The sequence below is a fragment of the Nocardioides islandensis genome (assembly GCF_015352455.1).
Taxonomy (GTDB): Bacteria; Actinomycetota; Actinomycetes; order Propionibacteriales; family Nocardioidaceae; genus Nocardioides; species Nocardioides islandensis.
The window spans coordinates 1-20,374 of sequence record NZ_JADKPN010000015.1; the positions used below are offsets into that span (position 1 = coordinate 1).

The 20,374-nt window shown below is 71.5% G+C and carries 24 protein-coding genes and 4 tRNA genes; 18 read left to right on the forward strand and 10 right to left on the reverse strand.

Annotation, left to right across the window (positions count from 1 at the left end):
* Nucleotides 1-25: 25 nt before the first annotated feature.
* Together ISU07_RS19640 and ISU07_RS19645 are read left to right on the forward strand one after the other, a co-directional pair.
* Nucleotides 26-196 carry a hypothetical protein gene (locus ISU07_RS19640; protein ID WP_407671462.1) on the forward strand — a complete coding sequence of 57 codons (171 nt, stop codon included), beginning with the start codon at nucleotides 26-28 and terminating at the stop codon, nucleotides 194-196.
* A gap of 77 nt (nucleotides 197-273) precedes the next feature.
* Nucleotides 274-831 carry a M15 family metallopeptidase gene (locus tag ISU07_RS19645; RefSeq protein ID WP_194708541.1) on the forward strand — a complete coding sequence of 186 codons (558 nt, stop codon included), beginning with the start codon at nucleotides 274-276 and terminating at the stop codon, nucleotides 829-831.
* A gap of 23 nt (nucleotides 832-854) precedes the next feature.
* On the opposite strand, the gene ISU07_RS19650 is transcribed toward ISU07_RS19645, so the two are convergent.
* Together ISU07_RS19650 and ISU07_RS19655 are read right to left on the reverse strand one after the other, a co-directional pair.
* Entirely contained in the window at nucleotides 855-2,462 is a 1,608-nt protein-coding gene (locus ISU07_RS19650) for an FAD-binding oxidoreductase (protein ID WP_194708542.1), read from the reverse strand.
* Between the two features lie 31 nt (nucleotides 2,463-2,493).
* Nucleotides 2,494-2,567 (reverse strand) — tRNA-Phe (locus tag ISU07_RS19655).
* Nucleotides 2,568-2,679: 112 nt separating this feature from the next.
* Here ISU07_RS19655 and ISU07_RS19660 point away from each other — a divergent pair.
* Nucleotides 2,680-2,752 (forward strand) — tRNA-Glu (locus ISU07_RS19660).
* Nucleotides 2,753-2,960: 208 nt separating this feature from the next.
* The gene (locus tag ISU07_RS19665; protein WP_194708543.1) at nucleotides 2,961-3,455 is read left to right on the forward strand and encodes a universal stress protein; all 495 of its coding nucleotides are present in this window, start codon (nucleotides 2,961-2,963) and stop codon (nucleotides 3,453-3,455) included.
* 30 nt (nucleotides 3,456-3,485) lie between these two features.
* On the opposite strand, the gene ISU07_RS19670 is transcribed toward ISU07_RS19665, so the two are convergent.
* Nucleotides 3,486-4,559 carry a hypothetical protein gene (locus ISU07_RS19670; RefSeq protein WP_194708544.1) on the reverse strand — a complete coding sequence of 358 codons (1,074 nt, stop codon included), beginning with the start codon at nucleotides 4,557-4,559 and terminating at the stop codon, nucleotides 3,486-3,488.
* Between the two features lie 80 nt (nucleotides 4,560-4,639).
* Here ISU07_RS19670 and ISU07_RS19675 point away from each other — a divergent pair.
* A tRNA-Asp gene (locus ISU07_RS19675) sits at nucleotides 4,640-4,713 on the forward strand.
* 68 nt (nucleotides 4,714-4,781) lie between these two features.
* Nucleotides 4,782-5,132, forward strand: coding sequence for a metallopeptidase family protein (locus ISU07_RS19680; RefSeq protein ID WP_194708545.1), 351 nt, complete (start codon nucleotides 4,782-4,784; stop codon nucleotides 5,130-5,132).
* Here the strand turns inward: ISU07_RS19680 and ISU07_RS19685 are convergent.
* The 3 genes from ISU07_RS19685 to ISU07_RS19695 are packed head-to-tail and all read right to left on the reverse strand — an operon-like array spanning nucleotide 5,123 to nucleotide 6,815.
* Nucleotides 5,123-5,461: a fluoride efflux transporter FluC gene (locus tag ISU07_RS19685; RefSeq protein ID WP_194708546.1), complete on the reverse strand. Its 339-nt coding sequence runs from the start codon at nucleotides 5,459-5,461 to the stop codon at nucleotides 5,123-5,125. The genes ISU07_RS19680 and ISU07_RS19685 overlap by 10 nt on opposite strands.
* The gene (locus ISU07_RS19690; RefSeq protein WP_323742717.1) at nucleotides 5,458-5,877 is read right to left on the reverse strand and encodes a fluoride efflux transporter FluC; all 420 of its coding nucleotides are present in this window, start codon (nucleotides 5,875-5,877) and stop codon (nucleotides 5,458-5,460) included. The genes ISU07_RS19685 and ISU07_RS19690 overlap by 4 nt, the downstream gene beginning before the upstream one ends.
* Nucleotides 5,874-6,815: an ATP-binding protein gene (locus ISU07_RS19695; RefSeq protein WP_194708547.1), complete on the reverse strand. Its 942-nt coding sequence runs from the start codon at nucleotides 6,813-6,815 to the stop codon at nucleotides 5,874-5,876. The genes ISU07_RS19690 and ISU07_RS19695 overlap by 4 nt, the downstream gene beginning before the upstream one ends.
* 251 nt (nucleotides 6,816-7,066) lie before the next feature.
* On the opposite strand from ISU07_RS19695, the gene ISU07_RS19700 reads away from it, so the two are divergent.
* Nucleotides 7,067-8,563, forward strand: coding sequence for an NAD(P)/FAD-dependent oxidoreductase (locus ISU07_RS19700; protein ID WP_194708548.1), 1,497 nt, complete (start codon nucleotides 7,067-7,069; stop codon nucleotides 8,561-8,563).
* Nucleotides 8,564-8,577: 14 nt separating this feature from the next.
* On the opposite strand, the gene ISU07_RS19705 is transcribed toward ISU07_RS19700, so the two are convergent.
* Both ISU07_RS19705 and ISU07_RS19710 read right to left on the reverse strand, forming a co-directional pair.
* The gene (locus tag ISU07_RS19705; RefSeq protein ID WP_194708549.1) at nucleotides 8,578-9,051 is read right to left on the reverse strand and encodes a hypothetical protein; all 474 of its coding nucleotides are present in this window, start codon (nucleotides 9,049-9,051) and stop codon (nucleotides 8,578-8,580) included.
* 112 nt (nucleotides 9,052-9,163) lie between these two features.
* Nucleotides 9,164-9,236 (reverse strand) — tRNA-Lys (locus ISU07_RS19710).
* 287 nt (nucleotides 9,237-9,523) lie between these two features.
* Between ISU07_RS19710 and ISU07_RS19715 the strand changes: the two genes are divergently transcribed.
* From ISU07_RS19715 to ISU07_RS19740, 6 genes are all read left to right on the forward strand, one after another.
* Nucleotides 9,524-9,727, forward strand: coding sequence for a cold-shock protein (locus ISU07_RS19715; protein WP_134720686.1), 204 nt, complete (start codon nucleotides 9,524-9,526; stop codon nucleotides 9,725-9,727).
* Nucleotides 9,728-9,962: 235 nt separating this feature from the next.
* On the forward strand, nucleotides 9,963-10,121 hold the full coding sequence (locus ISU07_RS19720) for a hypothetical protein (protein ID WP_194708550.1): 159 nt from the start codon (nucleotides 9,963-9,965) through the stop codon (nucleotides 10,119-10,121).
* A gap of 48 nt (nucleotides 10,122-10,169) precedes the next feature.
* Complete coding sequence (locus tag ISU07_RS19725) at nucleotides 10,170-10,460, forward strand: metal-sensitive transcriptional regulator (protein WP_194708551.1); 291 nt, start codon at nucleotides 10,170-10,172, stop codon at nucleotides 10,458-10,460.
* The gene (locus tag ISU07_RS19730; protein ID WP_194708552.1) at nucleotides 10,460-10,663 is read left to right on the forward strand and encodes a heavy-metal-associated domain-containing protein; all 204 of its coding nucleotides are present in this window, start codon (nucleotides 10,460-10,462) and stop codon (nucleotides 10,661-10,663) included. Before ISU07_RS19725 ends, ISU07_RS19730 begins: the two co-directional genes overlap by 1 nt.
* A gap of 16 nt (nucleotides 10,664-10,679) precedes the next feature.
* On the forward strand, nucleotides 10,680-10,826 hold the full coding sequence (locus ISU07_RS19735) for a hypothetical protein (RefSeq protein ID WP_194708553.1): 147 nt from the start codon (nucleotides 10,680-10,682) through the stop codon (nucleotides 10,824-10,826).
* The gene (locus ISU07_RS19740) at nucleotides 10,816-12,966 is read left to right on the forward strand and encodes a heavy metal translocating P-type ATPase (RefSeq protein WP_323742718.1); all 2,151 of its coding nucleotides are present in this window, start codon (nucleotides 10,816-10,818) and stop codon (nucleotides 12,964-12,966) included. Before ISU07_RS19735 ends, ISU07_RS19740 begins: the two co-directional genes overlap by 11 nt.
* Before the next feature lie 90 nt (nucleotides 12,967-13,056).
* On the opposite strand, the gene ISU07_RS19745 is transcribed toward ISU07_RS19740, so the two are convergent.
* Complete coding sequence (locus ISU07_RS19745) at nucleotides 13,057-14,109, reverse strand: hypothetical protein (protein WP_194708554.1); 1,053 nt, start codon at nucleotides 14,107-14,109, stop codon at nucleotides 13,057-13,059.
* A 42-nt stretch (nucleotides 14,110-14,151) separates the two neighbouring features.
* Between ISU07_RS19745 and ISU07_RS19750 the strand changes: the two genes are divergently transcribed.
* The 5 genes from ISU07_RS19750 to pstB all read left to right on the forward strand — a co-directional run bounded on the left by ISU07_RS19750 (nucleotide 14,152) and on the right by pstB (nucleotide 19,178).
* Nucleotides 14,152-15,024: an NUDIX hydrolase gene (locus ISU07_RS19750; protein ID WP_194708555.1), complete on the forward strand. Its 873-nt coding sequence runs from the start codon at nucleotides 14,152-14,154 to the stop codon at nucleotides 15,022-15,024.
* Nucleotides 15,025-15,179: 155 nt separating this feature from the next.
* A complete protein-coding gene (locus tag ISU07_RS19755; RefSeq protein ID WP_323742719.1) occupies nucleotides 15,180-16,289 on the forward strand; it encodes a phosphate ABC transporter substrate-binding protein PstS in 1,110 nt (369 codons plus the stop codon).
* An 82-nt stretch (nucleotides 16,290-16,371) separates the two neighbouring features.
* A complete protein-coding gene (gene pstC, locus ISU07_RS19760; protein WP_323742720.1) occupies nucleotides 16,372-17,337 on the forward strand; it encodes a phosphate ABC transporter permease subunit PstC in 966 nt (321 codons plus the stop codon).
* A complete protein-coding gene (gene pstA, locus ISU07_RS19765; protein WP_194708556.1) occupies nucleotides 17,334-18,371 on the forward strand; it encodes a phosphate ABC transporter permease PstA in 1,038 nt (345 codons plus the stop codon). The genes pstC and pstA overlap by 4 nt, the downstream gene beginning before the upstream one ends.
* Before the next feature lie 27 nt (nucleotides 18,372-18,398).
* Nucleotides 18,399-19,178, forward strand: coding sequence for a phosphate ABC transporter ATP-binding protein PstB (gene pstB, locus ISU07_RS19770; RefSeq protein WP_194708557.1), 780 nt, complete (start codon nucleotides 18,399-18,401; stop codon nucleotides 19,176-19,178).
* Between the two features lie 72 nt (nucleotides 19,179-19,250).
* Here pstB and ISU07_RS19775 read toward each other — a convergent pair whose 3' ends face one another.
* Nucleotides 19,251-20,252, reverse strand: a complete 1,002-nt coding sequence (locus tag ISU07_RS19775) for an inorganic phosphate transporter (protein WP_194708558.1) — start codon at nucleotides 20,250-20,252, stop codon at nucleotides 19,251-19,253.
* Between the last annotated feature and the right edge of the window lie 122 nt (nucleotides 20,253-20,374).

Below are 20,374 nucleotides of genomic sequence, written 5' to 3' on the forward strand. Positions count from 1 at the left end.
AGCCGAGCACCGGGAGTGAGAGCACGTGACTGAGGGTCTGGCCGCCCGGGCCGTCGCTTTCTACCTGCCCCAGTTCCACCCGGTCCCGAAGGACGACGAGGCCCCCATCTTCGAGCTCGTCGACCTCGGCGTCGTCGGCGACCTCCACACCGTCCTGCCCGCCGCCACCGAGGCCATCCACCGACACAAGGGCTGAGGCGAACGGTCCCCTGGTGCCGCGGGTCGGCACCTGAGAGGGAGGTCCCGGCCGTTGGTGCCGGACACCGTGGAGAGGTGACCTCCCGTATCGCCGTCCTGCCCGTGACCGTGCTCGTCGCCCTGCTCGTGACCGCCTGTGGCTCGCCGGAGCCGGACCCGGTCGACCCGGCCGAGCGGGGGCCATCGGTCGTGCGGCCGCTCGCCGACGGCAGCCCGGACATCCCGGGCCGGCCGCCCCGAGGCGGCGACCCGTCCGTCGACCGACTCGACCCGGACCTCCTCGCGGCGGTCAAGGCGGCCATGCGCGACGCCCGCGCCGACGGGGTGGCCATGACCATCACCAGCGGCTGGCGCAGCCGCGCGCACCAGCAGCGGCTCTTCGACGAGGCGGTGGCCGAGTACGGCAGCGAGAGCGAGGCGTCCCGCTGGGTGGCCCCACCCGACTCCTCGGCCCACGTGACCGGCGACGCCGTCGACATCGGGCCGAAGGAGGCCGACGCCTGGCTGGTCGAGCACGGGGCGGCGTACGGGCTGTGCCAGATCTTCGCGAACGAGGCGTGGCACTTCGAGCTGGCCACGACACCGGGCGGCGTGTGTCCCGACCTGCTGCCGGACGGCAGCTACCGGAGATAGCGAGCACCCCGCTTCCGGCTCACCTACCGATCGATCAGGACGCCCGGGTTGAGGATGCCGGCGGGGTCGAGCGCCTTCTTCGCCGCGGACAGCGCCGCGGCGAACGGCTCGGGACGCTGCTGGTCGTACCACGGGCGGTGATCACGGCCGACCGCGTGATGGTGGGTGATCGTCGCCCCGTGGGCGATCAGCGCGTCGGACACGGCGGCCTTGATCTCGTCCCACTGCTGCAGGGTCGCCCCGGGTCGTCCCGCGGCGTAGATGCCGAAGTACGGCGCGGGGCCGTCGGGGTAGACATGGCTGAAGCGACAGGTGAGCACACCAGGGGCGCCGACCGAGGCGAGCGCCGTCGCGGTGGCACCCTGCACGGCCGCGTGCAGGGCCGCGAACCCGTCCCAGGTGCACGCGGTCTCGAACGTCTCGACGATCATCGACCGTGCTGCGAGGGCGTCTCGCTGGTAGGGCATGCGCAGGAACGAGTCGCGCCAGCCGTCGGCCGCGGTCCGGCCACCCCCGGGCTCGCCGGTGTCGGTGTCACGGACCGGGTCCGGCACCTCGCCACCGTGGTCCCGGCAGAGCTCGAGGGCCCTGGCCATCCAGGGCGCCACTGGGTGGTCGGCGGACTCGAAGCCCAGCACGAGCACGCCGCCTGCGGACGACGTGCCCGCGTTGATGAGCGCCTCCATGGGGTCGAGCAGGCGGCAGTTGGCCGGGAAGAGGGCCGCTTGGGCGATGGCGCGGGTGGCGGCGACGGCCCGCGCGAAGTCCTGGAAGTGGACGGAGGCGACAGCCCGCCAGCGCGGTCGTTCGTGGACCCGCATCCAGGCTTCGGTGATGACCCCGAGGATGCCCTCCGAGCCCAGGAACAACCGGTCCGGGGACGGTCCCGCACCCGAGCCCGGCAGCCGGCGCGACTCCCCGATCCCGGAGGGGCTCACCACCCGCATCGACTCGACCAGGTCGTCGATGTGGGTGTAGACGGTCGCGTAGTGCCCGCTCGAGCGGGTGGCGAGCCATCCGCCGAGCGTCGAGAACTCGAAGGACTGCGGGAAGTGCCTCAGCGTGAGCTCGTGCTGCCGCAGCTGCGCTTCCAGTGCGGGGCCCAGGGCGCCGGCCTCGATGCGCGCGGCTCGACTGGTCCGGTCGACTTCCAGGACCCGGTCCAGCCGGCCGAGGTCGAGGCTCACCGCACCGGCGTGGTCACCGTCGAGTCGTGGCTCCACGCCGCCGCACACCGAGGAGCCTCCGCCGTACGGGATCACCGCGACATCTGCGCGCGAGCACCAGTCGAGCACGTCGACCACGTCCTGCTCGCGGGCCGGGCGCACGACCAGGTCGGGCACGCTCCGCACGTCACCGGCCAGGTTCCGCACGACGTCCCGGAACGCCTTGCCGTGCGCGTGGCCCGCGCGGTCGGTCAGCTCGGCAGAACAGATCTCCTCGAGCGCGCTCGGGGGCTTCACCCGCGGTGCCGGCAGACCCAGCTCGGTGACGGGAGGTGCCTGCACCGGCGCCAGCTCGGCGTCCGGCAACAGAGCACGAACCCGACCCAGCAAGGCGTCGAGCTCCTCGCCGCGGACAGCATCCTCGACGTTGCCCCAGCCCCACCAGGACCGAGTCCCACCCGCCATCAACCGCTCCCAGGATGAGGGAAGCCTTCGGTGGCCAGGGGCGGGGTCGAACCGCCGACCTTCCGATTTTCAGTCGGACGCTCGTACCAACTGAGCTACCTGGCCGATGCCTTCCGGACCATCGGCCGGCTGGGCGAGCAGAACCTTACCGGAGCCGTCCGGGACCCACGAAAACGGAGGCGGGAACCCGGTTCCCTTATGCTGTCCGGCGTTCCAGGCCCCCATCGTCTAGCGGCCCAGGACCCCGCCCTTTCACGGCGGTAGCACGGGTTCGAATCCCGTTGGGGGTGCCGATCGCCCGATCGCCCGAGCGCGCGCAGGGCTGGACAGGACGCCGGATCGGGCGTGGAATGGATGCCACGGACGACACGGCACCGAGGGGTCGTCCTGGACTGTGAGCGGCTTTCCCCAGCCCCCGACGTGTCGGCTCCGACCTCACCGCCTCAGCATCCCTCGACGACCTCGTCGTCCGGCTCGGTCGCGTCGGAGGGACGTGCGATGGGTCGTGTCGTGGTAGGGGTTCATGGGACCGAGGCGAGTCGCCGCGCGCTGCAGCGCGCAGCGACGATCGCCCGCGAGCGTGGCTGGGGGCTCGAGGTGGTGACCGCCTGGCCGGAGGCCGATGAGGCCTTGATCCACGACGTCCCCGGCCACTACAACGCGGCTCGCGGGCGGGCCATGCGGTGGCAGGCCGATGCGGTTGCGGCGCTCGACCCTTCCCTGCTGCCGAGACTCTCGACGTACCTGGTCAACGCCCGCCCGGCCGAGGCGCTCGTGGCCCGGAGCGCCGACGCCGACCTCCTGGTCGTCGGCACGGCTGCCTCGACGGACGCGCCGGACCTCCCGGGCGTGAGCGGCACCTGCTGTCGGGAGGCTCGCTGCCCGACGGACGTGGTGGCGGACCCGCGAGCATCCCGGCGACGTGACCGCGGGAAAGCGCCGCGGGCGAGGTCTCGCCAGGCACCGAACCGTGTGACCCACGACGCGCCATAGCGCGTCCTCGGGCACACGACTCCGTCGCAGTCACGTCTCGCCGGTTGTCCGCTCGACCCGTTTGCGGTACGCGAACCCCTCTTGCCGCGCCCGCCACAGCATGGTCTCGACGTCATCGAGGTCGTCGAGCTCCGGCGCGACGGCCTCGCGACGGCTGATCGTCGCGTACCACTCGGGAACGGTCACGTCCGTCCACGTGCCCAGCACGTCGTGGGGATCCAGCACCGTGGCCGCCCCAAGCCACTCCTGCTCGGCCACGGCGGCCTCCACCAGAGCCTGCGGCAGCGCGTACCTCGCGGCGAGCTCGGGTGCCTCGCGGTAGCTGAACCCGTCGCCGCGCAGCCGGCGCAGCACCTGCTGACCCGCCTCGTCGGTGCCCATCGCCAGGCCGGCACGGTTCATGCGGAGCACCACCTCCGTGTCGACCCCGAGCGAGGGGTTCAGCACCTCGGCGTCGGGCGAGCCCGCCACCGGCGGGAGCCCGACCGCCGCGGCCAGGTCGGCTGCGAGGTCCGGCTCGTACGGCGAGGTGCGGACCAGCCGGAACAGCGACCGGTCCGCCGGGATCTGCTCGGTCAGCTCCACCAGGCGGCCCGGCCGGAGGGCGGCGAACTCGAGCAGGTACGCCGCCCCGTCGGCCGGGTAGTGGGGCATGCCGTGGCGGACCAGCGTCTGCCAGCTCGCGCACCAGCGGTGCACCGGCCGGGTCAGCGTGAGGACGAGCGTCAGGTCGTGCCCACCGAACACCTTCCGCAGTCCCGCGGTGTCCTCGGGCCGCACCCGGTCGAAGTCCTCGCTCGAGAGCAGCAGGGTGCCCACGCCCCGCTCCTCCGCGGCCGCCACGACGTCCGCCATCGACTGGCGCACCGAGCGGCCGCGCAGGTGGTAGGAGACGGAGGCGCCCAGCAGGTCCGGAGCGTGCCCGTCCACGAACGCCGCGAGCAGCGGCCGCGCGAGCCGGTGATGGCCCGGCGGGCCGGGTGGCGGGGGCGGGTACCAGGTGTGCGAGTCGGTGGTCGCGGGGTCGCCGTACCGTTGCCTCCAGCCCTCCTGGATGGACGTCGTGCCGGACTTGTGGAGTCCGGCGTGGAGGACGATGCGCACCCGTCGGAGCGTAGTGGTGACGATTGGGAGGCCGCCTTGCCGATGGGTTAGAGTTCCCAGCGCTTCGAGCAACACAACCTGGCCCCGTAGCGCAGTTGGTTAGCGCGCCGCCCTGTCACGGCGGAGGCCGCGGGTTCGAGTCCCGTCGGGGTCGCTGAAGTGAGTTTCGCCCGGACCTATCGGTCCGGGCGAAGTGCTTTCCAGGGCTGTCACCATGGCCGCATGCCGGTGGACCTGGGGCGCGAGGAGTTCGAGGAGCTGGTCGGCGAGGCACTCGACGCGATCCCCGACGAGATCGCCGCCCTGATCCAGAACGTCGTCGTGCTCGTCGAGGACGAGCCACCTCCCGACGACCCGACGCTGCTCGGGTTGTACGACGGCGTCGCGCTGCCCGACCGGATCGCCAACCACACCGGGCTCCCGGACCGGATCTTCATCTACCGCAACCCGCTGCTCGACATGTGCGAGGACCTCGAGGACCTGGCCGACGAGGTCCGGATCACCGTCGTCCACGAGGTCGCCCACCACTTCGGCATCGACGACGAGCGGCTGCACGACCTGGGCTACGCCTGACCCAGCCCGTAGCCCAGGGCGCACGCCAGCAGGGCCAGTCCGATCGTCGCGGCGACGTACGCCGCGCCCCGGCCGAGTCCGATCCGGCCCTGGTCACGTGCCTGGACGGAGAAGGCCGAGTACGTCGTCAGGCCGCCGCAGAAGCCGGTGCCCAGCAGGGCCAGGCCGTCGGCGGAGGCCCCGGCGCCGAACAGCAGGCCGAGGACGAACGAGCCGACGACGTTGACGAGCAGGGTGCCGGACGGCCACCGGCCGTCCAGCCAGTGGGCAGTGAGGAACCGCAGCGTCGCGCCGACCCCGGCGCCGAGCGCGACCAGCAGCGGCGTCACTCGTTCCCCTCCTCGGCGTCGAACTCGCGCTGGTCCGCGCGCGAAGACAGGTGCCCGGCGAGGGTCACGGCGACGAGACAGGCCGCGAGGGTGCCGAGCACGTACGCAGCCGCGAGGCCCAAGCGCCCGCCGTCCAGCAGCGCACGTCCCTGCTCGGCGTACGTCGAGAGCGTCGTGTAGCCGCCGAGGACGCCAGGCCCCAGCCCGGCGGCCAGCGCCGGGTGGCGGCGTACGACTCCCAGGACGGGCAGCAGGGCGAGCACGAGCGAGCCGCTGACGTTGATCGCGAAGGTGGTCCAGGGGAAGCCGCCACCGTCCGGCACCAGGTCGCCGAGCCACCATCGCAGGGTGCCGCCCAGGGCTCCGCCCACGAACACCGCGGCGATCGTCGCGGTGCCCGGGGCCGGGCGGGTCACGACACGCTCTGGTGCCGGCGCTCAGCCGGGCCCGGAGGTTGCCAGCGGAGAGGGGCCGCCCCCCGCGTCTGCCGGACGAACTCCCCGAACATCCAGGTCTGGAAGTCGATCTGCTCCGGCGTCCGCTCCAGGGTGAGCAGCCGCTCCTGGCGGCAGAAGGCGTCGGCGAGCTCGAGCAGCTCGATGAACCGGTGGAACTCCTCACCGCTGCGTCGCGGCACGGTGATGGTCAGGTCGATCTCGTCGTCGTCCTCGAGCAGGGCCGAGGCCAGCGTCTCGTCACGCAGGCCGCGCCAGAACGTGTGGTCGAGCTCGGTGAAGAAGCGCGAGAGGGAGGCGGCGAGGGGGTACGTCGACTCGTGGCCCAGCGCCAGCAGCCGGAGCTCGCGTCGCAGCTCGCGCAGGTGCATGCGGTTGGCCTTCATGACCGGCAGCGGCAGGCCGACGAGCGTGACCTCGACGGGATCGACGACCTCGGGCGGGTCCTCGCGCTGCAGCGGCACCGACTCGGTGATGAGGCCCTGGACGCCGGGGCCGTCGGCGAGCTCGACCTGCGGCACGAACCAGACGGTCTTGCCCTCCTCGTCGATCTCCGCGCCCCAGGCGCTGGAGACCCGGGCCACGATCGAGAGGCCGCGGCCGAACGTGAGCAGCAGGTCGTCCTCGGGGTCCTCCTCGAGGTTGGGCAGCGCCGGCGGCTCGCGGGAGCCGTCGCGCACCTCCACGCGTGGGAAGTCACGCGTGCCGCGCAGCCGCACGCTGACGGGGTTCTGGGCGTGCAGCAACGCGTTGGTGATGACCTCCGAGACGCTGATCGAGGCCGACTCGATGAGCTCGGGACGGTCGATCTCCGTGAGCACCTGGCTGACCCACCGCCGCGCGTCTGAGACGCCACGGGGCCCGGGCGTCAGCGCCTGGGCGGGGCGGTTCAGCGGCATGTCGGACTCCAGGGCAGGGAGGGGGACGCCAATCTCTGGCTCTCGTACCCGGTTGAGAACCGACTGAAACACGTCTCCACCCCGTTTTCTATCGGGCGATCGGCCAATTTTCGCTGATTTCGCGGCGCCACGCCGACACGAAGTGCCGTTCCGGATGCCTGTCGGAGGGCCGGATATTCCCCGGAACGAGGTGGTGAGGCCGACATGGACGTGGGCTGGGACCTGGCCACCCGCAGGAGGAAGATCGAGTCATGGCCAGCAGTCAGCAACCCACCCAGCGGCCCCGACGGCACCGGGTGGTGGTCATCGGATCGGGCTTCGGGGGGCTGTTCGGCACCAAGGCCCTCAAGCGCGCGGACGTCGACATCACCCTGGTCGCCCGCACCGGCCACCACCTGTTCCAGCCCCTGCTCTACCAGGTGGCGACCGGGATCCTGTCCCAGGGCGAGATCGCCCCGTCGACCCGCGAGATCCTCAGCCGGCAGGACAACGCCACCGTGCTGCTCGGCGAGGTCACCGCGATCGACCTCGAGGCCCAGACGGTGACCTCGACGGTCCTCGGCCAGGACACCGTGACGGCGTACGACTCGCTCATCGTGGCGGCGGGTGCCACGCAGTCGTACTTCGGCAACGACCACTTCGCCGAGGACGCCCCCGGCATGAAGAGCATCGACGACGCGCTGGAGCTGCGCGGGCGGATCTTCGGGGCCTTCGAGCTCGCCGAGCTCGGCGCGAGCCGGGGGGAGAACGTCGACCACCTGCTGACGTTCGTGGTCGTCGGCGCCGGGCCCACGGGCGTGGAGATGGCCGGCCAGATCGCCGAGCTCGCGAACCGCACCCTCAAGCGCGACTTCCGCTACATCAACACCCGCAACGCACGGGTGGTGCTGCTCGACGCGGCGCCGCAGGTGCTGCCGCCGTTCGGGCAGAAGCTCGGCGAGCACACCAAGAAGGACCTGGAGAAGCTCGGCGTCGAGGTCGTCCTCGGCGCGATGGTCACCGACCTCGACGAGCGCGGCATCGACGTGGCGTACAAGGACGGCCGCACCGAGCGGATCGTCGCGGTCACCAAGATCTGGGCGGCCGGCGTGCAGGCCAGCCCCCTCGGCCGGACGCTGGCCGAGCAGACCGGCGCCCCGCTCGACCGCGCCGGCCGGATCGGCGTGAACCCCGACCTGACGCTGCCCGGCCACCCCGAGGTCTTCGTGGTCGGCGACATGATCGCGCTGGACAACCTCCCCGGCGTCGCGCAGGTCGCGATCCAGGGGGCGAAGTACGCCGCCAAGGCGATCGAGCGGCGGATCGAGGGCAAGCCCCCGCAGCGGCCGTTCAAGTACTTCGACAAGGGCTCGATGGCCACCATCAGCCGGTTCAAGGCGGTCGCGCTGATCGGCAAGGTACGGCTGACCGGGTTCGTCGCGTGGCTGGCCTGGCTCGGGCTGCACCTGGTGTACATCACCGGGTTCAAGAACCAGCTGACCGCGCTGATGCACTGGTTCGTGTCGTTCCTCGGCCGCGGCCGTGCCGAGCGCACCACCACCGAGCAGCAGATCTTCGCCCGGGCCGCGCTGCAGCGGCTCAAGGGCGGCGCCGCCGACCTCGTGTCGGCACCGGGCGCCTACGACCGGGCGCAGGAGATCCTCGAGGTCAGCCGGCGCGCGGAGCTCGAGGAGCGGGCGCTGGAGGAGGTGCGGCTCACCGACTCCGGCGAGCGCGGCAGCCACCTGGACCGGGCGGACCAGCGCTGAGGCTCTGAGCCCCGTCAGACCCCGTGGTGGTAGGCGTGCAGCACCCGCATGAACGCCTTCGGGTCGACCATCGTCCGGTCGATGACGAACGGCGTGTTCGCCGGGCGCTCGATCAGCACCTTCCAGCGGCTGCTGCGCGGTGAGCCCTGCACGCGGATGATCGTGTAGTGGCTGGTCAGGTCGAACCGCTCGGTGCGGCCGGACCGGCGGGCCTCCAGCACGCCGCCGTGGACGTGCAGGTGCGCGACGGTCGTGCTGGCCCACGAGGCCCAGAAGACCACGGTCAGCGCGCCCAGCGTCGCGGCGATGCCGTAGGTCGTCGTGGTGCGCTCCTCGTACGCCAGGTACGCGCCGTACGCCGTCGCACCCATGGAGACCAGCAGCATCAGTCCCAGGAACCGGCGGCTGCCGCCGCGCGGCTTGAACTCGACCGAGTAGACGGACGGGTCGACGACGCGACGTCCTGTCACCGGGTCGTGGGCACTCACGGAAAGCAAAATAGTCTCCTAGCGGCACCGATGGCACCGGAACGCGCAAGGTGGTCTGAACCGCTCACGGACCGGTCATCGTGGCGCGACCGGCCGACACGTCTGCCGGGCGTAGGCCCCGTGGGACTCGAACCCACAACCTAAGGATTAAAAGTCCTCAGCTCTGCCAATTGAGCTAGGGGCCCGCGAGGCCCGCCACTCGGTCGGGCCCGCAGGTGGTCAGGATAGGGCCGTCCCGATTTCCACCCCGATGGGCGTAGGCCGGACGGTTGTCATCCCCGTAGCCCGGGTTGGTAGTCTTCTCCACGCATCAGGTGCAAGTTCCAGCAGGTCAAACGCCCGCGGAGTTTGTGATCCGACGGCGTTTCGACCACGTGCGATCCACTCACGCAAGTCGAGGCGGCGTGTCACCGCCCCTGGTGTGGGTCGCCGAGGTGGCGGCTCCCGCCCCGATGAAGGAGTAACGAGCGCAATGGCTCAGGGCACCGTGAAGTGGTTCAACGCCGAGAAGGGTTTCGGCTTCATCGCACAGGAGGACGGCGGCGACGACGTCTTCGTGCACTACTCGGCTATCCAGACGCAGGGCTACAAGTCCCTGGACGAGAACCAGAAGGTCGAGTTCGACGTCACCCAGGGCCCGAAGGGCCCGCAGGCGGAGAACGTCCGCCCGCTCTGACGAGCGGTCGGGTCACCGACTGAATCGACTTCGCACGAGGCCCCGCCCACCAGGGCGGGGCCTCGTGGCGTCACCCGGGTGAGTCGCCATCGCCTCGTCTATACCGGGTCGCGAACAGTTCGTCGAAAGTTCTGGCCCGCGGCGGCGGAGGGTTTAGGTTTTTACTGCACGGGGAAGATGGCTTCGGGGGCATGGCTGGCTGCTGCGCGTGGCCGGGAAGCTGAGGGGAGAGGGCGTGCACGACCAGTTCGACGTCACGCTGGAAGACCAGGACCTGCTCCGTGAGGTGGAGCTCACGACCAACCTGATCATCGCGGCCAGTGAGACCGACGAGCACCTGTCGCTCGACGAGATCGACGCGATCCTGGGTGTCGCGCGCCCGTCGGCGGGCTGAGACCGCCCCGTCTGCCGCTTGCATACCCTCGGGGGGTACCATGGTGCCATGGCCCACGAGCACGGCTACATCTCCCGCAAGGACGACTACCTGACGCGCCTGCGGCGCATCGAGGGACAGGCCCGCGGCCTGCAGCGGATGGTCGACGAGGAGAAGTACTGCATCGACATCCTCACCCAGGTCTCGGCGATGACCAAGGCCCTCCACGCCGTCTCCATCGGCCTGCTGGAGGACCACATGAACCACTGCGTCGTGGACGCTGCCCGCGCCGGCGACGAGGAGGCCCGCGAGAAGGTCGCCGAGGCTACCGAGGCCATCGCCCGGCTGGTGAGGTCCTGATGACCACCACGTCCGTCACCGTCCAGGGCATGACCTGCGGGCACTGCGTCGCCTCGGTCACCGAGGAGCTCTCCGAGATCGCCGGGGTCCGGGCGGTCGACGTCGTGCTCGAGACCGGAGCCGTGACCATCACCAGCGACGCCCCGCTCGACCCGGCCGACGTCGAGTCCGCCGTGACCGAGGCGGGGTACGCGCTGGCCTGAGGGCCGGGGACCGGCCATGCGCACCGTCGACCGGGTGCTCGCGTTCGTCTGTGCGGTGAGCGCCGTCTTCGCGCTGTCGTTCGCCGCCGGCCGCATCGTCGGACCGGTGGGAGCGGGCGACCAACCTCCGGTTCCGGTGCAGGAGCACGACGGTGGCCACTGACCGGCCCGTCGTCACCCTCGACATCGAGGGCATGACCTGCGCGTCCTGTGCGACGCGGATCGAGCGCAAGCTCAACCGGCTCGACGGCGTCACCGCGTCGGTCAGCTACGCCACCGAGAAGGCGGTCGTCAGCCACCCCGACACGGTCAGCACCGAGGACCTCCTGGCCACGGTCTCGGCCGCCGGGTACGTCGCGACGGTGCCGGCCGTCGTACCGCCGGGCGGGCCGGACCGCCACGACGTCGAGCTCGCCGGCTTGCGGCGGCGGCTGGTCGTGAGCGCCGTGCTGTCGCTGCCGGTCGTGCTGACGTCGATGGTGCCGGCGTTCCGGTTCGAGGGCTGGGAGTGGGTCGCGCTGGTGTTGGCCGCGCCGGTGGCGGTGTGGGGCGCCTGGCCGTTCCACCGGGCGACGTGGGCCAACCTGCGGCACGGCGAGACGACGATGGACACGCTCGTGTCGCTCGGCGTGGTGGCGTCGTTCGGCTGGTCCGTCGTGGTGCTCCTCGCCCGCGCCCTCGGTGCCGACGACTCCGCGCACGTGTACCTTGAGGTGGCGGCGGGCGTGACGACGTTCCTGCTGCTCGGGAGGTACCTGGAGAAGCGCGCCCGGCGACGGGCCGGGGAGGCGCTGCGCAGCCTGCTGGAGCTCGGCGCCCGCGACGTCGCGGTGCTGCGGGACGGCGTGGAGTCGCGGGTGCCGGTCGAGCAGCTGCGCGTGGGCACGGAGTTCGTGGTGCGACCGGGCGAGAAGGTGGCCACCGACGGTGTGGTCGTCGCCGGCACGTCCGCCGTGGACGCCTCGTTGCTGACCGGTGAGTCGGTCCCGGTGGAGGTCGGACCCGGCGACACCGTGGCCGGGGCGACCGTGAACGTCGGCGGCCGGCTGGTCGTGCGCGCGACGCGGGTGGGGTCCGAGACGCAGCTGGCGCAGATGGCGCGGCTGGTGGACGCCGCGCAGAACGGCCGGTCCGACGTGCAGCGGCTCGCGGACCGGGTCTCGGAGGTGTTCGTGCCGACCGTGGTCGCGCTGGCCGCGGGCACGCTGGGCTTCTGGCTCGGCACGGGCGCGCGGCCGGAGGTCGCGTTCACGGCCGCGGTCGCCGTCCTGATCGTGGCCTGCCCGTGCGCGCTCGGCCTGGCCACGCCCACCGCTCTCATGGTCGGGACCGGCCGTGGGGCGCAGCTGGGCATCCTGATCCGCGGACCCGAGGTCCTGGAGGACACCCGTCGAGTCGACACGGTCGTCCTCGACAAGACGGGCACCGTGACGAGCGGCCGGATGACGCTGGCGTCGGTGGTGGCGGCGCACGGGTGGGCCGACGGGGACGTGCTGCGCCTGGCCTCCTCGGTCGAGGCCGGCTCCGAGCACCCGGTCGGCCGGGCGGTGGCGGCGGCGTACGACGACGTGCTGCCGGCACTGACCGAGTTCTCCGAGTCGGCAGGGTACGGCGTGCGCGGCACGGTCGAGGGCCGGCTGGTCGAGGTGGGCCGACCGTCCGAGGACCTGCCGGCGCCGCTCGCCGCCGCGGTCGACGCCGCGCAGGACGCCGGCCGCACCGCCGCGGTCGTGCACGTGGACGGAGCGCCCGCCGGCGTCGTGGTCGTCGCGGACCTGGTCCGGCCGACGTCCGCCGAGGCCGTGGTCGCCCTCCGGCGGCTGGGCCTCGCGCCCGTGCTGCTGACCGGCGACAGCGAGCGGACCGCGCGGGCGGTGGCCGCCGAGGTCGGCATCGAGGAGGTGCTCGCCGAGGTGGACCCGGCCGGCAAGGTCGCCGCCGTACGCCGCCTCCAGGAGCAGGGCCGCGTGGTGGCCGTGGTCGGGGACGGGGTCAACGACGCGGCGGCGCTCGCGCAGGCCGACCTCGGGCTGGCCATGGGCACCGGCTCCGACATCGCCGTCCAGGCTGCCGACCTGACGCTGGTACGTGCCGACCTGCTCGCCGCCGCCGACGCCGTGCGCCTCTCCCGCGCCACCCTCGGCATCATCCGCACCAACCTGGCCTGGGCGTTCGGCTACAACGTCGTGGCCCTCCCGCTGGCCGCCGCCGGTCTCCTCGACCCGATGATCGCCGGCGCCGCCATGGCCTTCTCGTCCGTCGCCGTCGTCACCAACAGCCTGCGGCTGCGGTCCTTTCGCTGAGGTGCCAGGAATCGCGCGATCGCGGCCGTACGACAGATTTCCGGCTGCCGGATCTGCAGTTCGACCGCGATCGCGCCGAAATCGGCACCCTCAGCAGGTCGCGAAGAGGACCGGGCCGGTGGAGAGGTCGCCGAGGATCGCGGCGCGGGGCTTGGGGTCGAGGTCGAGCGTCACCACGGGGCCGTCGGCGCGGGCGGAGGCGAGGGTGAAGCGGTCGGCGAAGTCGCCGCCCTGGCCGACAGCGGGGCCGGAGGCGAGGGCGGCGCGGCTGTCGGCGTTCGTGCGCGCCTGGTCGTCGGTCTCGAACTCCATCGCCACCCGTACCTCCCGCTGGCCGGTCCGCGCCATCGCGAAGGCGAGGTACGGGTCGACGGTGCCCGCCTCGGCGACCAGGTCGGCCGCCTGGGCCTGGTCGTCCGCGTCGGCCTGGGCCATGGCGAGCGCGCCGCAGGCGTAGTCGCCGGAGTACACCGCGGCGGACAACGGGGAGCCGACCGCGTCGGCGACCGCGGCGAGCCCCTCGACGCGCGGCCCGTCACCCCGGACGGCGTCCACCGCGGTCCGCACGTACGCCGCCTGGTCCGAGGCCAGCACGAGGTGGTCGTCGGCCAGCAGCGCGACGTACCCGAGCTCCGGCGTGAGGTCCGGGGAGATCTGCGAGACCAGGTCGGGGCCTCCGGCCCAGACGCCGTCGTCGGCGTCCGGCCGCGGGTACCCGAGCTCCTCGAGCCGGTTCCCGATGTCGCCGAAGTCGGTGCCGTCGGGCAGGTGGAGGGTGACCACCGCTCCCTGCTCGGACTGGCTGAACAGCTCCCAGTCCGCGGTCGCGGGGGAGAAGCCGAAGGACTGCTGGAGGACCGGCGCCGACTGCACGATCGCCGAGGTGGACGTGAGGTCGTCGGAGAAGCCACGGTCGAGCAGGTCGCGCAGGTCCTGGGCGCTGGACCGCGCGCCGGTGTCGGCGCCGACCGCACGCCGTACGGCGGCCCAGTCGGTCCACGAGATCCGCTCGGTGCCCTCGGGTGCGGAAGCGACCGCCCGGGCGAACTCGCCCTGCCGGGCGTGCTGCCACCAGCGGTAGCCGAGGCCGGCGGCGACCACGACCAGGGACACGACCAGCACCGCGACGACCGTCCTGCGCACCACCCCTCCTCGCCGCTCCCCAGTAATGTGAGACTAACGAGCATGTCGCCTGCGAGCCCGCCGACTGCATCAGCGACGCGGGACGTGCTGGCCGCCGGCGCCGTCGTGCTGCGCAAGGACGCCGTCCTGCTCGTGCACCGGCCGCGCTACGACGACTGGTCCTTCCCGAAGGGCAAGCTCGACCGCGGGGAGCTCGCCCCGGTGGCGGCCGTGCGCGAGGTGAGCGAGGAGACCGGCGTACGGATCCGCCTCGGCATGCCGCTCGCGTCCCAGCGCTACCCGAACGGCAACCGGATGAAGTCGGTGTCGTACTGGGTGGGCCGCGTCGTCGGCGACCCGGACGTCGGCGGGTACCTGGTGAACGACGAGATCGACGACGTCGCCTGGGTGCCGCTGGACAAGGCGAGGAAACGCCTGAGCTACAGCTTCGACGTGAGCACCCTCAAGGAGGCGCTGGCGGTCGAGCACCGTACCCACGCGCTCGTGGTGCTGCGCCACAGCCACGCCTTCTCCCGCAAGGCCTGGCGCAAGGACGACCGGCTGCGCCCGCTGCTGAGCACCGGGAGGCACCAGGCCGAACGGCTGACGCCGCTGCTGTCGGCGTACGCACCCTCCCGGCTGGTCACCTCCAGCAGCCTGCGCTGCGTGCAGACCGTGGCGCCGTACGCCGCCGCGAGCGGGTGGCCGGTCCAGGAGGTCGACGGGCTCAGCGAGGAGGACGCGACCGCCGGCTCGGTCGTCGAGGTCGTCGACGAGCTGCTGCAGGCCCGCGAGAGCGCCCTGCTCTGCACCCACCGGCCGGTCCTGCCCACCGTGCTCGACGCGCTGGGCATCGAGGCCGACAAGCTCGCCCCCGGCGAGCTGCTGGTCGTGCACCACCGCAAGAGCCGGGTCCGGGCCGTCGAGCGGTACTGATCCCGCCTCGAACTCTTTCGTCCAACCGCAAGTCCTCGTTCACCCTCCGTTCACCGTCGCCCACGGATCCGGACACCTGCGCTCCCTACGTTCGTGAGCGTCAGAGCCGTGTCCGGCACCTGCCGGACGACGACACGAACACAGGAGAGTCCGAAGTGACTATCACTTCCATCCGCCGGCCGATCCGTGCCGCCGCTGCCCTTGCGCTCAGCTTGTCCCTGGGCCTGGCGGTGACCGCCTGCGGTGCCGGCAACGAGTCCGACGCCGGCGACAACGGCGACGCCGTCACGCTCGACGGAGGCGGCTCCACCGCGCAGGCCAAGGCGCAGGGCGCCTGGCGCGCCGCGTACCAGGACGACTCGGGCAACACCGTGAACTACGAGGAGGTCGGCTCGGGCACCGGCCGTGAGAACTTCAACAGCGGTGCCTACGTGTTCGCCGGGAGCGACTCCTACCTCAACGACGACGAGGGCGAGCTCTCGGCCGCCAAGGAGCGCTGCAACGGCGAGGACCCGATCGAGGTGCCGGCGTACGTCAGCCCGATCGCGGTGGCCTTCAACCTGCCCGGCATCGACTCGCTGAACATGTCGGCGGAGACGATCGCCGACATCTTCAACGGCACGATCACCACCTGGGACGACAAGGCCATCGCCGCCGAGAACGACGGCGTGGACCTCCCGAGCACCGACATCGCCGTGATCCACCGCTCCGACGACTCGGGCACGACCGGCAACTTCACCGACTACCTCTACCAGGCCAGCAACGGCGCCTGGGCGACCGAGTCCGACGGTGTGTGGCCGGAGGACCTGACCAACGGGCAGGGCCTGGAGGGCACCTCGGGGGTGATCGGTGGAGTCACCGACACCGAGGGGGCGATCGGCTACGCCGACGAGAGTGCGGTCGGCGACCTGGGCGTTGTCTCCATCAAGGTGGGCGACACCTACCAGGCACCGGAGCCGGCCGCGGCCGCGAAGGCGCTGGCCGCCTCGACCCGGGTCGAGGGCCGTCCGGACGTCGACATGGCGATCGACGTCGAGCGCACGCTCACCGACGCGGGCACTTACCCGCTGCTCCTGACGTCGTACCTGATCGCCTGCCAGCACTACGACGACGCGGCCACCGCGGACGCGGTGAAGAGCTACCTCGCCTACGTCGTCTCCACGGAGGGCCAGCAGTCGGCTGCCGACGAGGCCGGCTCGGCCCCGCTGGACTCCAAGCTCCAGCAGGAGGCCGCGGGGATCGTCGACAAGATCGCGGCGTCCTGACGTCGCGCACAGCACGGGGGTGCGGCGGCCGGGCACACACCGGCCGCCGCACCACTGCACCTGAGGAGTCCTGAGGAGCCCAGTGACCAGTCCATCGACAGGCACCTTGTCGCCGCCCGAGGCGGAGCGGAACGACAAGCCGCTCTCGCGTCGGGGCGACCGTGTCTTCGCCGGCCTGGCCAGGGCCGCCGGCATCACGATCATGGTCGCGCTCGCCGCCGTCTTCGTGTTCCTCTTCGCCGAGGGCCGCAGCGGCCTGAGCGCCGCGGAGGCGACGTACCGGCCCGCCTCGGACTTCCTCCGGTACATCGGCCCGCTCGTCGTCAGCACCATCCTGGCGGCCTGCATCGCGCTCCTCGTCGCGGTGCCGTTCGCCGTCGCGATCGCGCTGTTCATCAGCCACTACGCGCCGCGCAGCATCGCCACACCGGTGGCCTACGTCATCGACCTGCTGGCCGCGGTGCCGTCGGTGGTCTTCGGTCTGTGGGGCGGGCGGTACCTCGCGCAGTTCCTGCAGCCGGCCCACGTCTGGCTGAGCGAGCACCTCGGCTTCCTCCCGTTCTTCGGGTCGCCGCCGTCGCCCAACGGGCGCTCGCTGTTCACCGCGGGCATCGTCCTGGCGATCATGATCCTGCCGATCGTCACCGCGATCTCGCGGGAGGTGTTCGCGCAGACGCCGCGCCTGCACGAGGAGGCTGCGCTGGCCCTCGGAGCGACGCGCTGGGAGATGATCCGGTACGCCGTGTTCCCCTACGCCCGCTCGGGGATGGTCTCCGGGGTGATGCTCGGCCTGGGCCGCGCACTCGGGGAGACGATGGCGGTGGCGATGGTGCTGGCCACCAGCCCGGCCGTGACGCTCAACATCATCGGTACCGCGGCTCCCGCGACCATCGCCTCCAACATCGCGCTGAACTACAAGGAGGCCACGCCGAGCCGCCAGTCGCTGCTCATCGCCACCGGCCTCGTGCTCTTCGCGGTCACCTTCCTCATCAACTTCGTGGCCCGCTGGGTCGTCGGTCGCAACGAGCGCAAGCAGGCACGCGCATGAGTGCGACGACCGCCTCCCTCACCCACGCCCGGCTGCCCCGGTGGGCGCCGGTCCTGGTCGCCGTCATGGCGCTGGCCGTTGCGGGGCTACCCGCGATGCTGCGTGGCTGGGGCCCGGTCGCCTGGGTGGTCCTGGCCGTGGTCCTCTTCCTCGTCGGCCTCCCCGGCTGGTCGCTGGTCGTCGAGAACCGCCGCGCCGCGACCGACCGGCTGATGACCGGCCTCATCTGGGCCGCGTTCGGGTGCGCCGTGATGCCGCTGCTGTGGCTGGTGTACGTCGTCGTCTCCACCGGTGCCGAGGCGATCAACGCGGACTTCCTCAGCTACTCGATGCGCGGTGTCATCGGCGACGAGCAGGGCGGCGTCTACCACGCGCTGATCGGCACCGTCCTGATCACGCTGGCGGCCACCGTGATCTCGGTGCCCATCGGTGTGCTGACGGCGATCTACCTGGTCGAGTACGGCGCGAAGTCGAGGCTCGCGCGCTGGATCACCTTCCTGGTCGACGTGATGACCGGCATCCCGTCCATCGTGGCCGGCCTGTTCGCCCTGGCGCTGGTCGTGCTGGTCTTCGGGCCGGCGTTCCGGATGGGCCTCGGCGGGTCGATCGCCCTGTCCCTGCTGATGGTTCCCACGGTGGTGCGGTCCTCGGAGGAGATGTTCCGGCTGGTCCCCATGGACCTGCGTGAGGCGGCGTACGCGCTGGGCGTGCCCAAGTGGCGCACGATCCTCAAGGTCGTGGTGCCGACGTCCATCGGCGGCGTGATCACCGGTGTCGTGCTGGCGATCTCCCGCGTGATCGGGGAGACGGCGCCGCTGCTGGTCGTGGCCGGTGCCACCGACGGCGTGAACTTCAACCTCTTCGACGGCCGGATGACCACCCTGCCGGTCTTCATCTTCTCGCAGTACAGCCTGTCCACCCCGGCCGGGTACGAGCGCGCGTGGGGTGGCGCGCTCGTCCTCATCGTGATCGTGATGGTCTTGAACCTGATCGCACGTGGGCTCGGCAAGCTCCTCGCTCCTCCCAAGAACTGACCGGAAGCCTGAGGGAACTGATTCACCATGGCCAAGAGCATCGACGTCTCCGACCTGAACATCTACTACGGCGACTTCCTCGCCGTCGAGGGCGTCTCGATGACCATCAAGGCGAAGTCGGTGACCGCGTTCATCGGCCCGTCCGGGTGCGGCAAGTCCACCATGCTGCGGTCCCTGAACCGCATGCACGAGGTCATCCCCGGCGCCCGCGTCGAGGGCAAGGTGATGGTCGACGGGCAGAGCCTGTACGGCCCCGAGGTCGACCCGGTCGCCGTACGCCGCTCCATCGGCATGGTCTTCCAGCGCCCGAACCCGTTCCCCACGCTGTCGATCTACGACAACGTGCTGGCCGGCTCGCGCCTGAACTCCCGCAAGCTGTCGAAGTCCGACGCGGACGGGATCGTGGAGCGCTCGCTGAAGGGCGCCAACCTCTGGAACGAGGTCAAGGACCGGCTCGGCAAGCCCGGCCAGGGCCTCTCCGGCGGCCAGCAGCAGCGCCTCTGCATCGCCCGGGCGATCGCGGTCGAGCCCGAGGTGCTGCTGATGGACGAGCCGTGCTCCGCGCTCGACCCGATCTCGACCTCGGCGATCGAGGACCTGATCCACGAGCTCAAGGAGCGGTACACGATCGTCATCGTCACCCACAACATGCAGCAGGCCGCCCGTGTCTCCGACGAGACCGGCTTCTTCAACCTCAAGGCCGCCGGCCAGCCCGGCCACCTGGTCGAGTTCAACCCGACCAAGAAGATGTTCAGCAACCCCGACGAGCCGTCGACGGAGGCCTACATCTCGGGTCGCTTCGGGTAGGTCGCGACCGCCGGCGGTGGGTGCGGGTCGGTCTGCGCACGTCGAAGCGACCTCAGGTCACCGCTCGTCGGGCTACGGCAGGAACAGATGGGCGATGGCGTAGCAGAGGGCGGCGGCGAGGCCGGCCATCGGGAACGTCAGCACCCAGGCGGTGATGATCGAGCGGGCCATGCCCCAGCGGACGGCGGAGAGGCGACGCGTGGCGCCGGCGCCCATGATCGCCGAGGTGATGACATGGGTGGTGGAGATGGGGGCTTGGAAGGCGTAGGCCGTGGTGTAGAGGACGGCGGCCCCCACGCTCTCGGCGGAGAACCCGCGGGCAGGGTCGAGGTCGATGATCTTGCGGCCCATCGTGCGCATGATGCGCCAGCCACCGGAGTACGTGCCGGCGGAGATGGCGCCGGCGGCGGCCAGCACGACCCAGAGCGGGAGCCGGTCGTCGGCCGAGGCATGGCCGGTGGTGATGAGGGCCAGGAAGATGACGCCCATCGTCTTCTGGGCGTCCTGGAGGCCGTGTCCGAGGGCGAGGGCGGCGGCCGAGACCGTCTGGAGCATCCGGAAGGTGCGGCTGACCTTGCGGGGGTTGCGGTTCCGCAGCACCCACATGAACGTCAGCATCACCAGGAAGGCCAGGGCGAAGCCGACCAGCGGCGAGGCCACCATCGGGATCAGCACCTTGTCCACGATGGTCTTCCAGTGCACGATCGCGCCGGAGGCGAGCGCCGAGCCCACGAGGCCGCCGATGAGCGCGTGCGACGACGACGAGGGCAGGCCGAACCACCACGTGGTGAGGTTCCAGATGATGGCGCCCAGCAGTCCGCACAGCACGATGGTCAGGCCGTGGTTGACCGAGAAGCCGTCGGTGGCGATGGTGTCGCTGACCGTGTGCGCCACCTTCTGCCCCAGCAGCGCGCCGACGAAGTTCATGACGGCAGCCAGGGTCAGCGCGACCCGGGGCGTCAGCGCCCGCGTGGAGATCGACGTGGCGATCGCGTTGGCCGCGTCGTGGAAGCCGTTGGTGTAGTCGAACGCGAGAGCGACGACGACGACCCCGATCAGGATCGCAAGTTCCATGGGTGGGTCTCCCTATCCTCGGCCGTCGCGAGCGTCGGCTCGTCGAGCGCCTGGCAAGGCGGAGGAGGGAGACATGACCCAGACATTGACACGGTCATGGCGACTGACGACTGAATCAACGG

Excerpts from the sequence above, each read along its gene's own strand:
- ISU07_RS19650 (WP_194708542.1), bottom strand. The coding sequence starts at position 2,462 with ATGGCGGGTGGGACTCGGTCCTGGTGGGGCTGGGGCAACGTCGAGGAT.
- ISU07_RS19665 (WP_194708543.1), top strand. The coding sequence starts at position 2,961 with ATGGGTCGTGTCGTGGTAGGGGTTCATGGGACCGAGGCGAGTCGCCGC.
- ISU07_RS19680 (WP_194708545.1), top strand. The coding sequence starts at position 4,782 with ATGCCGGTGGACCTGGGGCGCGAGGAGTTCGAGGAGCTGGTCGGCGAG.
- ISU07_RS19695 (WP_194708547.1), bottom strand. The coding sequence starts at position 6,815 with ATGCCGCTGAACCGCCCCGCCCAGGCGCTGACGCCCGGGCCCCGTGGC.
- ISU07_RS19700 (WP_194708548.1), top strand. The coding sequence starts at position 7,067 with ATGGCCAGCAGTCAGCAACCCACCCAGCGGCCCCGACGGCACCGGGTG.
- ISU07_RS19715 (WP_134720686.1), top strand. The coding sequence starts at position 9,524 with ATGGCTCAGGGCACCGTGAAGTGGTTCAACGCCGAGAAGGGTTTCGGC.
- ISU07_RS19725 (WP_194708551.1), top strand. The coding sequence starts at position 10,170 with ATGGCCCACGAGCACGGCTACATCTCCCGCAAGGACGACTACCTGACG.
- ISU07_RS19730 (WP_194708552.1), top strand. The coding sequence starts at position 10,460 with ATGACCACCACGTCCGTCACCGTCCAGGGCATGACCTGCGGGCACTGC.
- ISU07_RS19735 (WP_194708553.1), top strand. The coding sequence starts at position 10,680 with ATGCGCACCGTCGACCGGGTGCTCGCGTTCGTCTGTGCGGTGAGCGCC.
- ISU07_RS19750 (WP_194708555.1), top strand. The coding sequence starts at position 14,152 with ATGTCGCCTGCGAGCCCGCCGACTGCATCAGCGACGCGGGACGTGCTG.
- pstA (WP_194708556.1), top strand. The coding sequence starts at position 17,334 with ATGAGTGCGACGACCGCCTCCCTCACCCACGCCCGGCTGCCCCGGTGG.
- pstB (WP_194708557.1), top strand. The coding sequence starts at position 18,399 with ATGGCCAAGAGCATCGACGTCTCCGACCTGAACATCTACTACGGCGAC.
- ISU07_RS19775 (WP_194708558.1), bottom strand. The coding sequence starts at position 20,252 with ATGGAACTTGCGATCCTGATCGGGGTCGTCGTCGTCGCTCTCGCGTTC.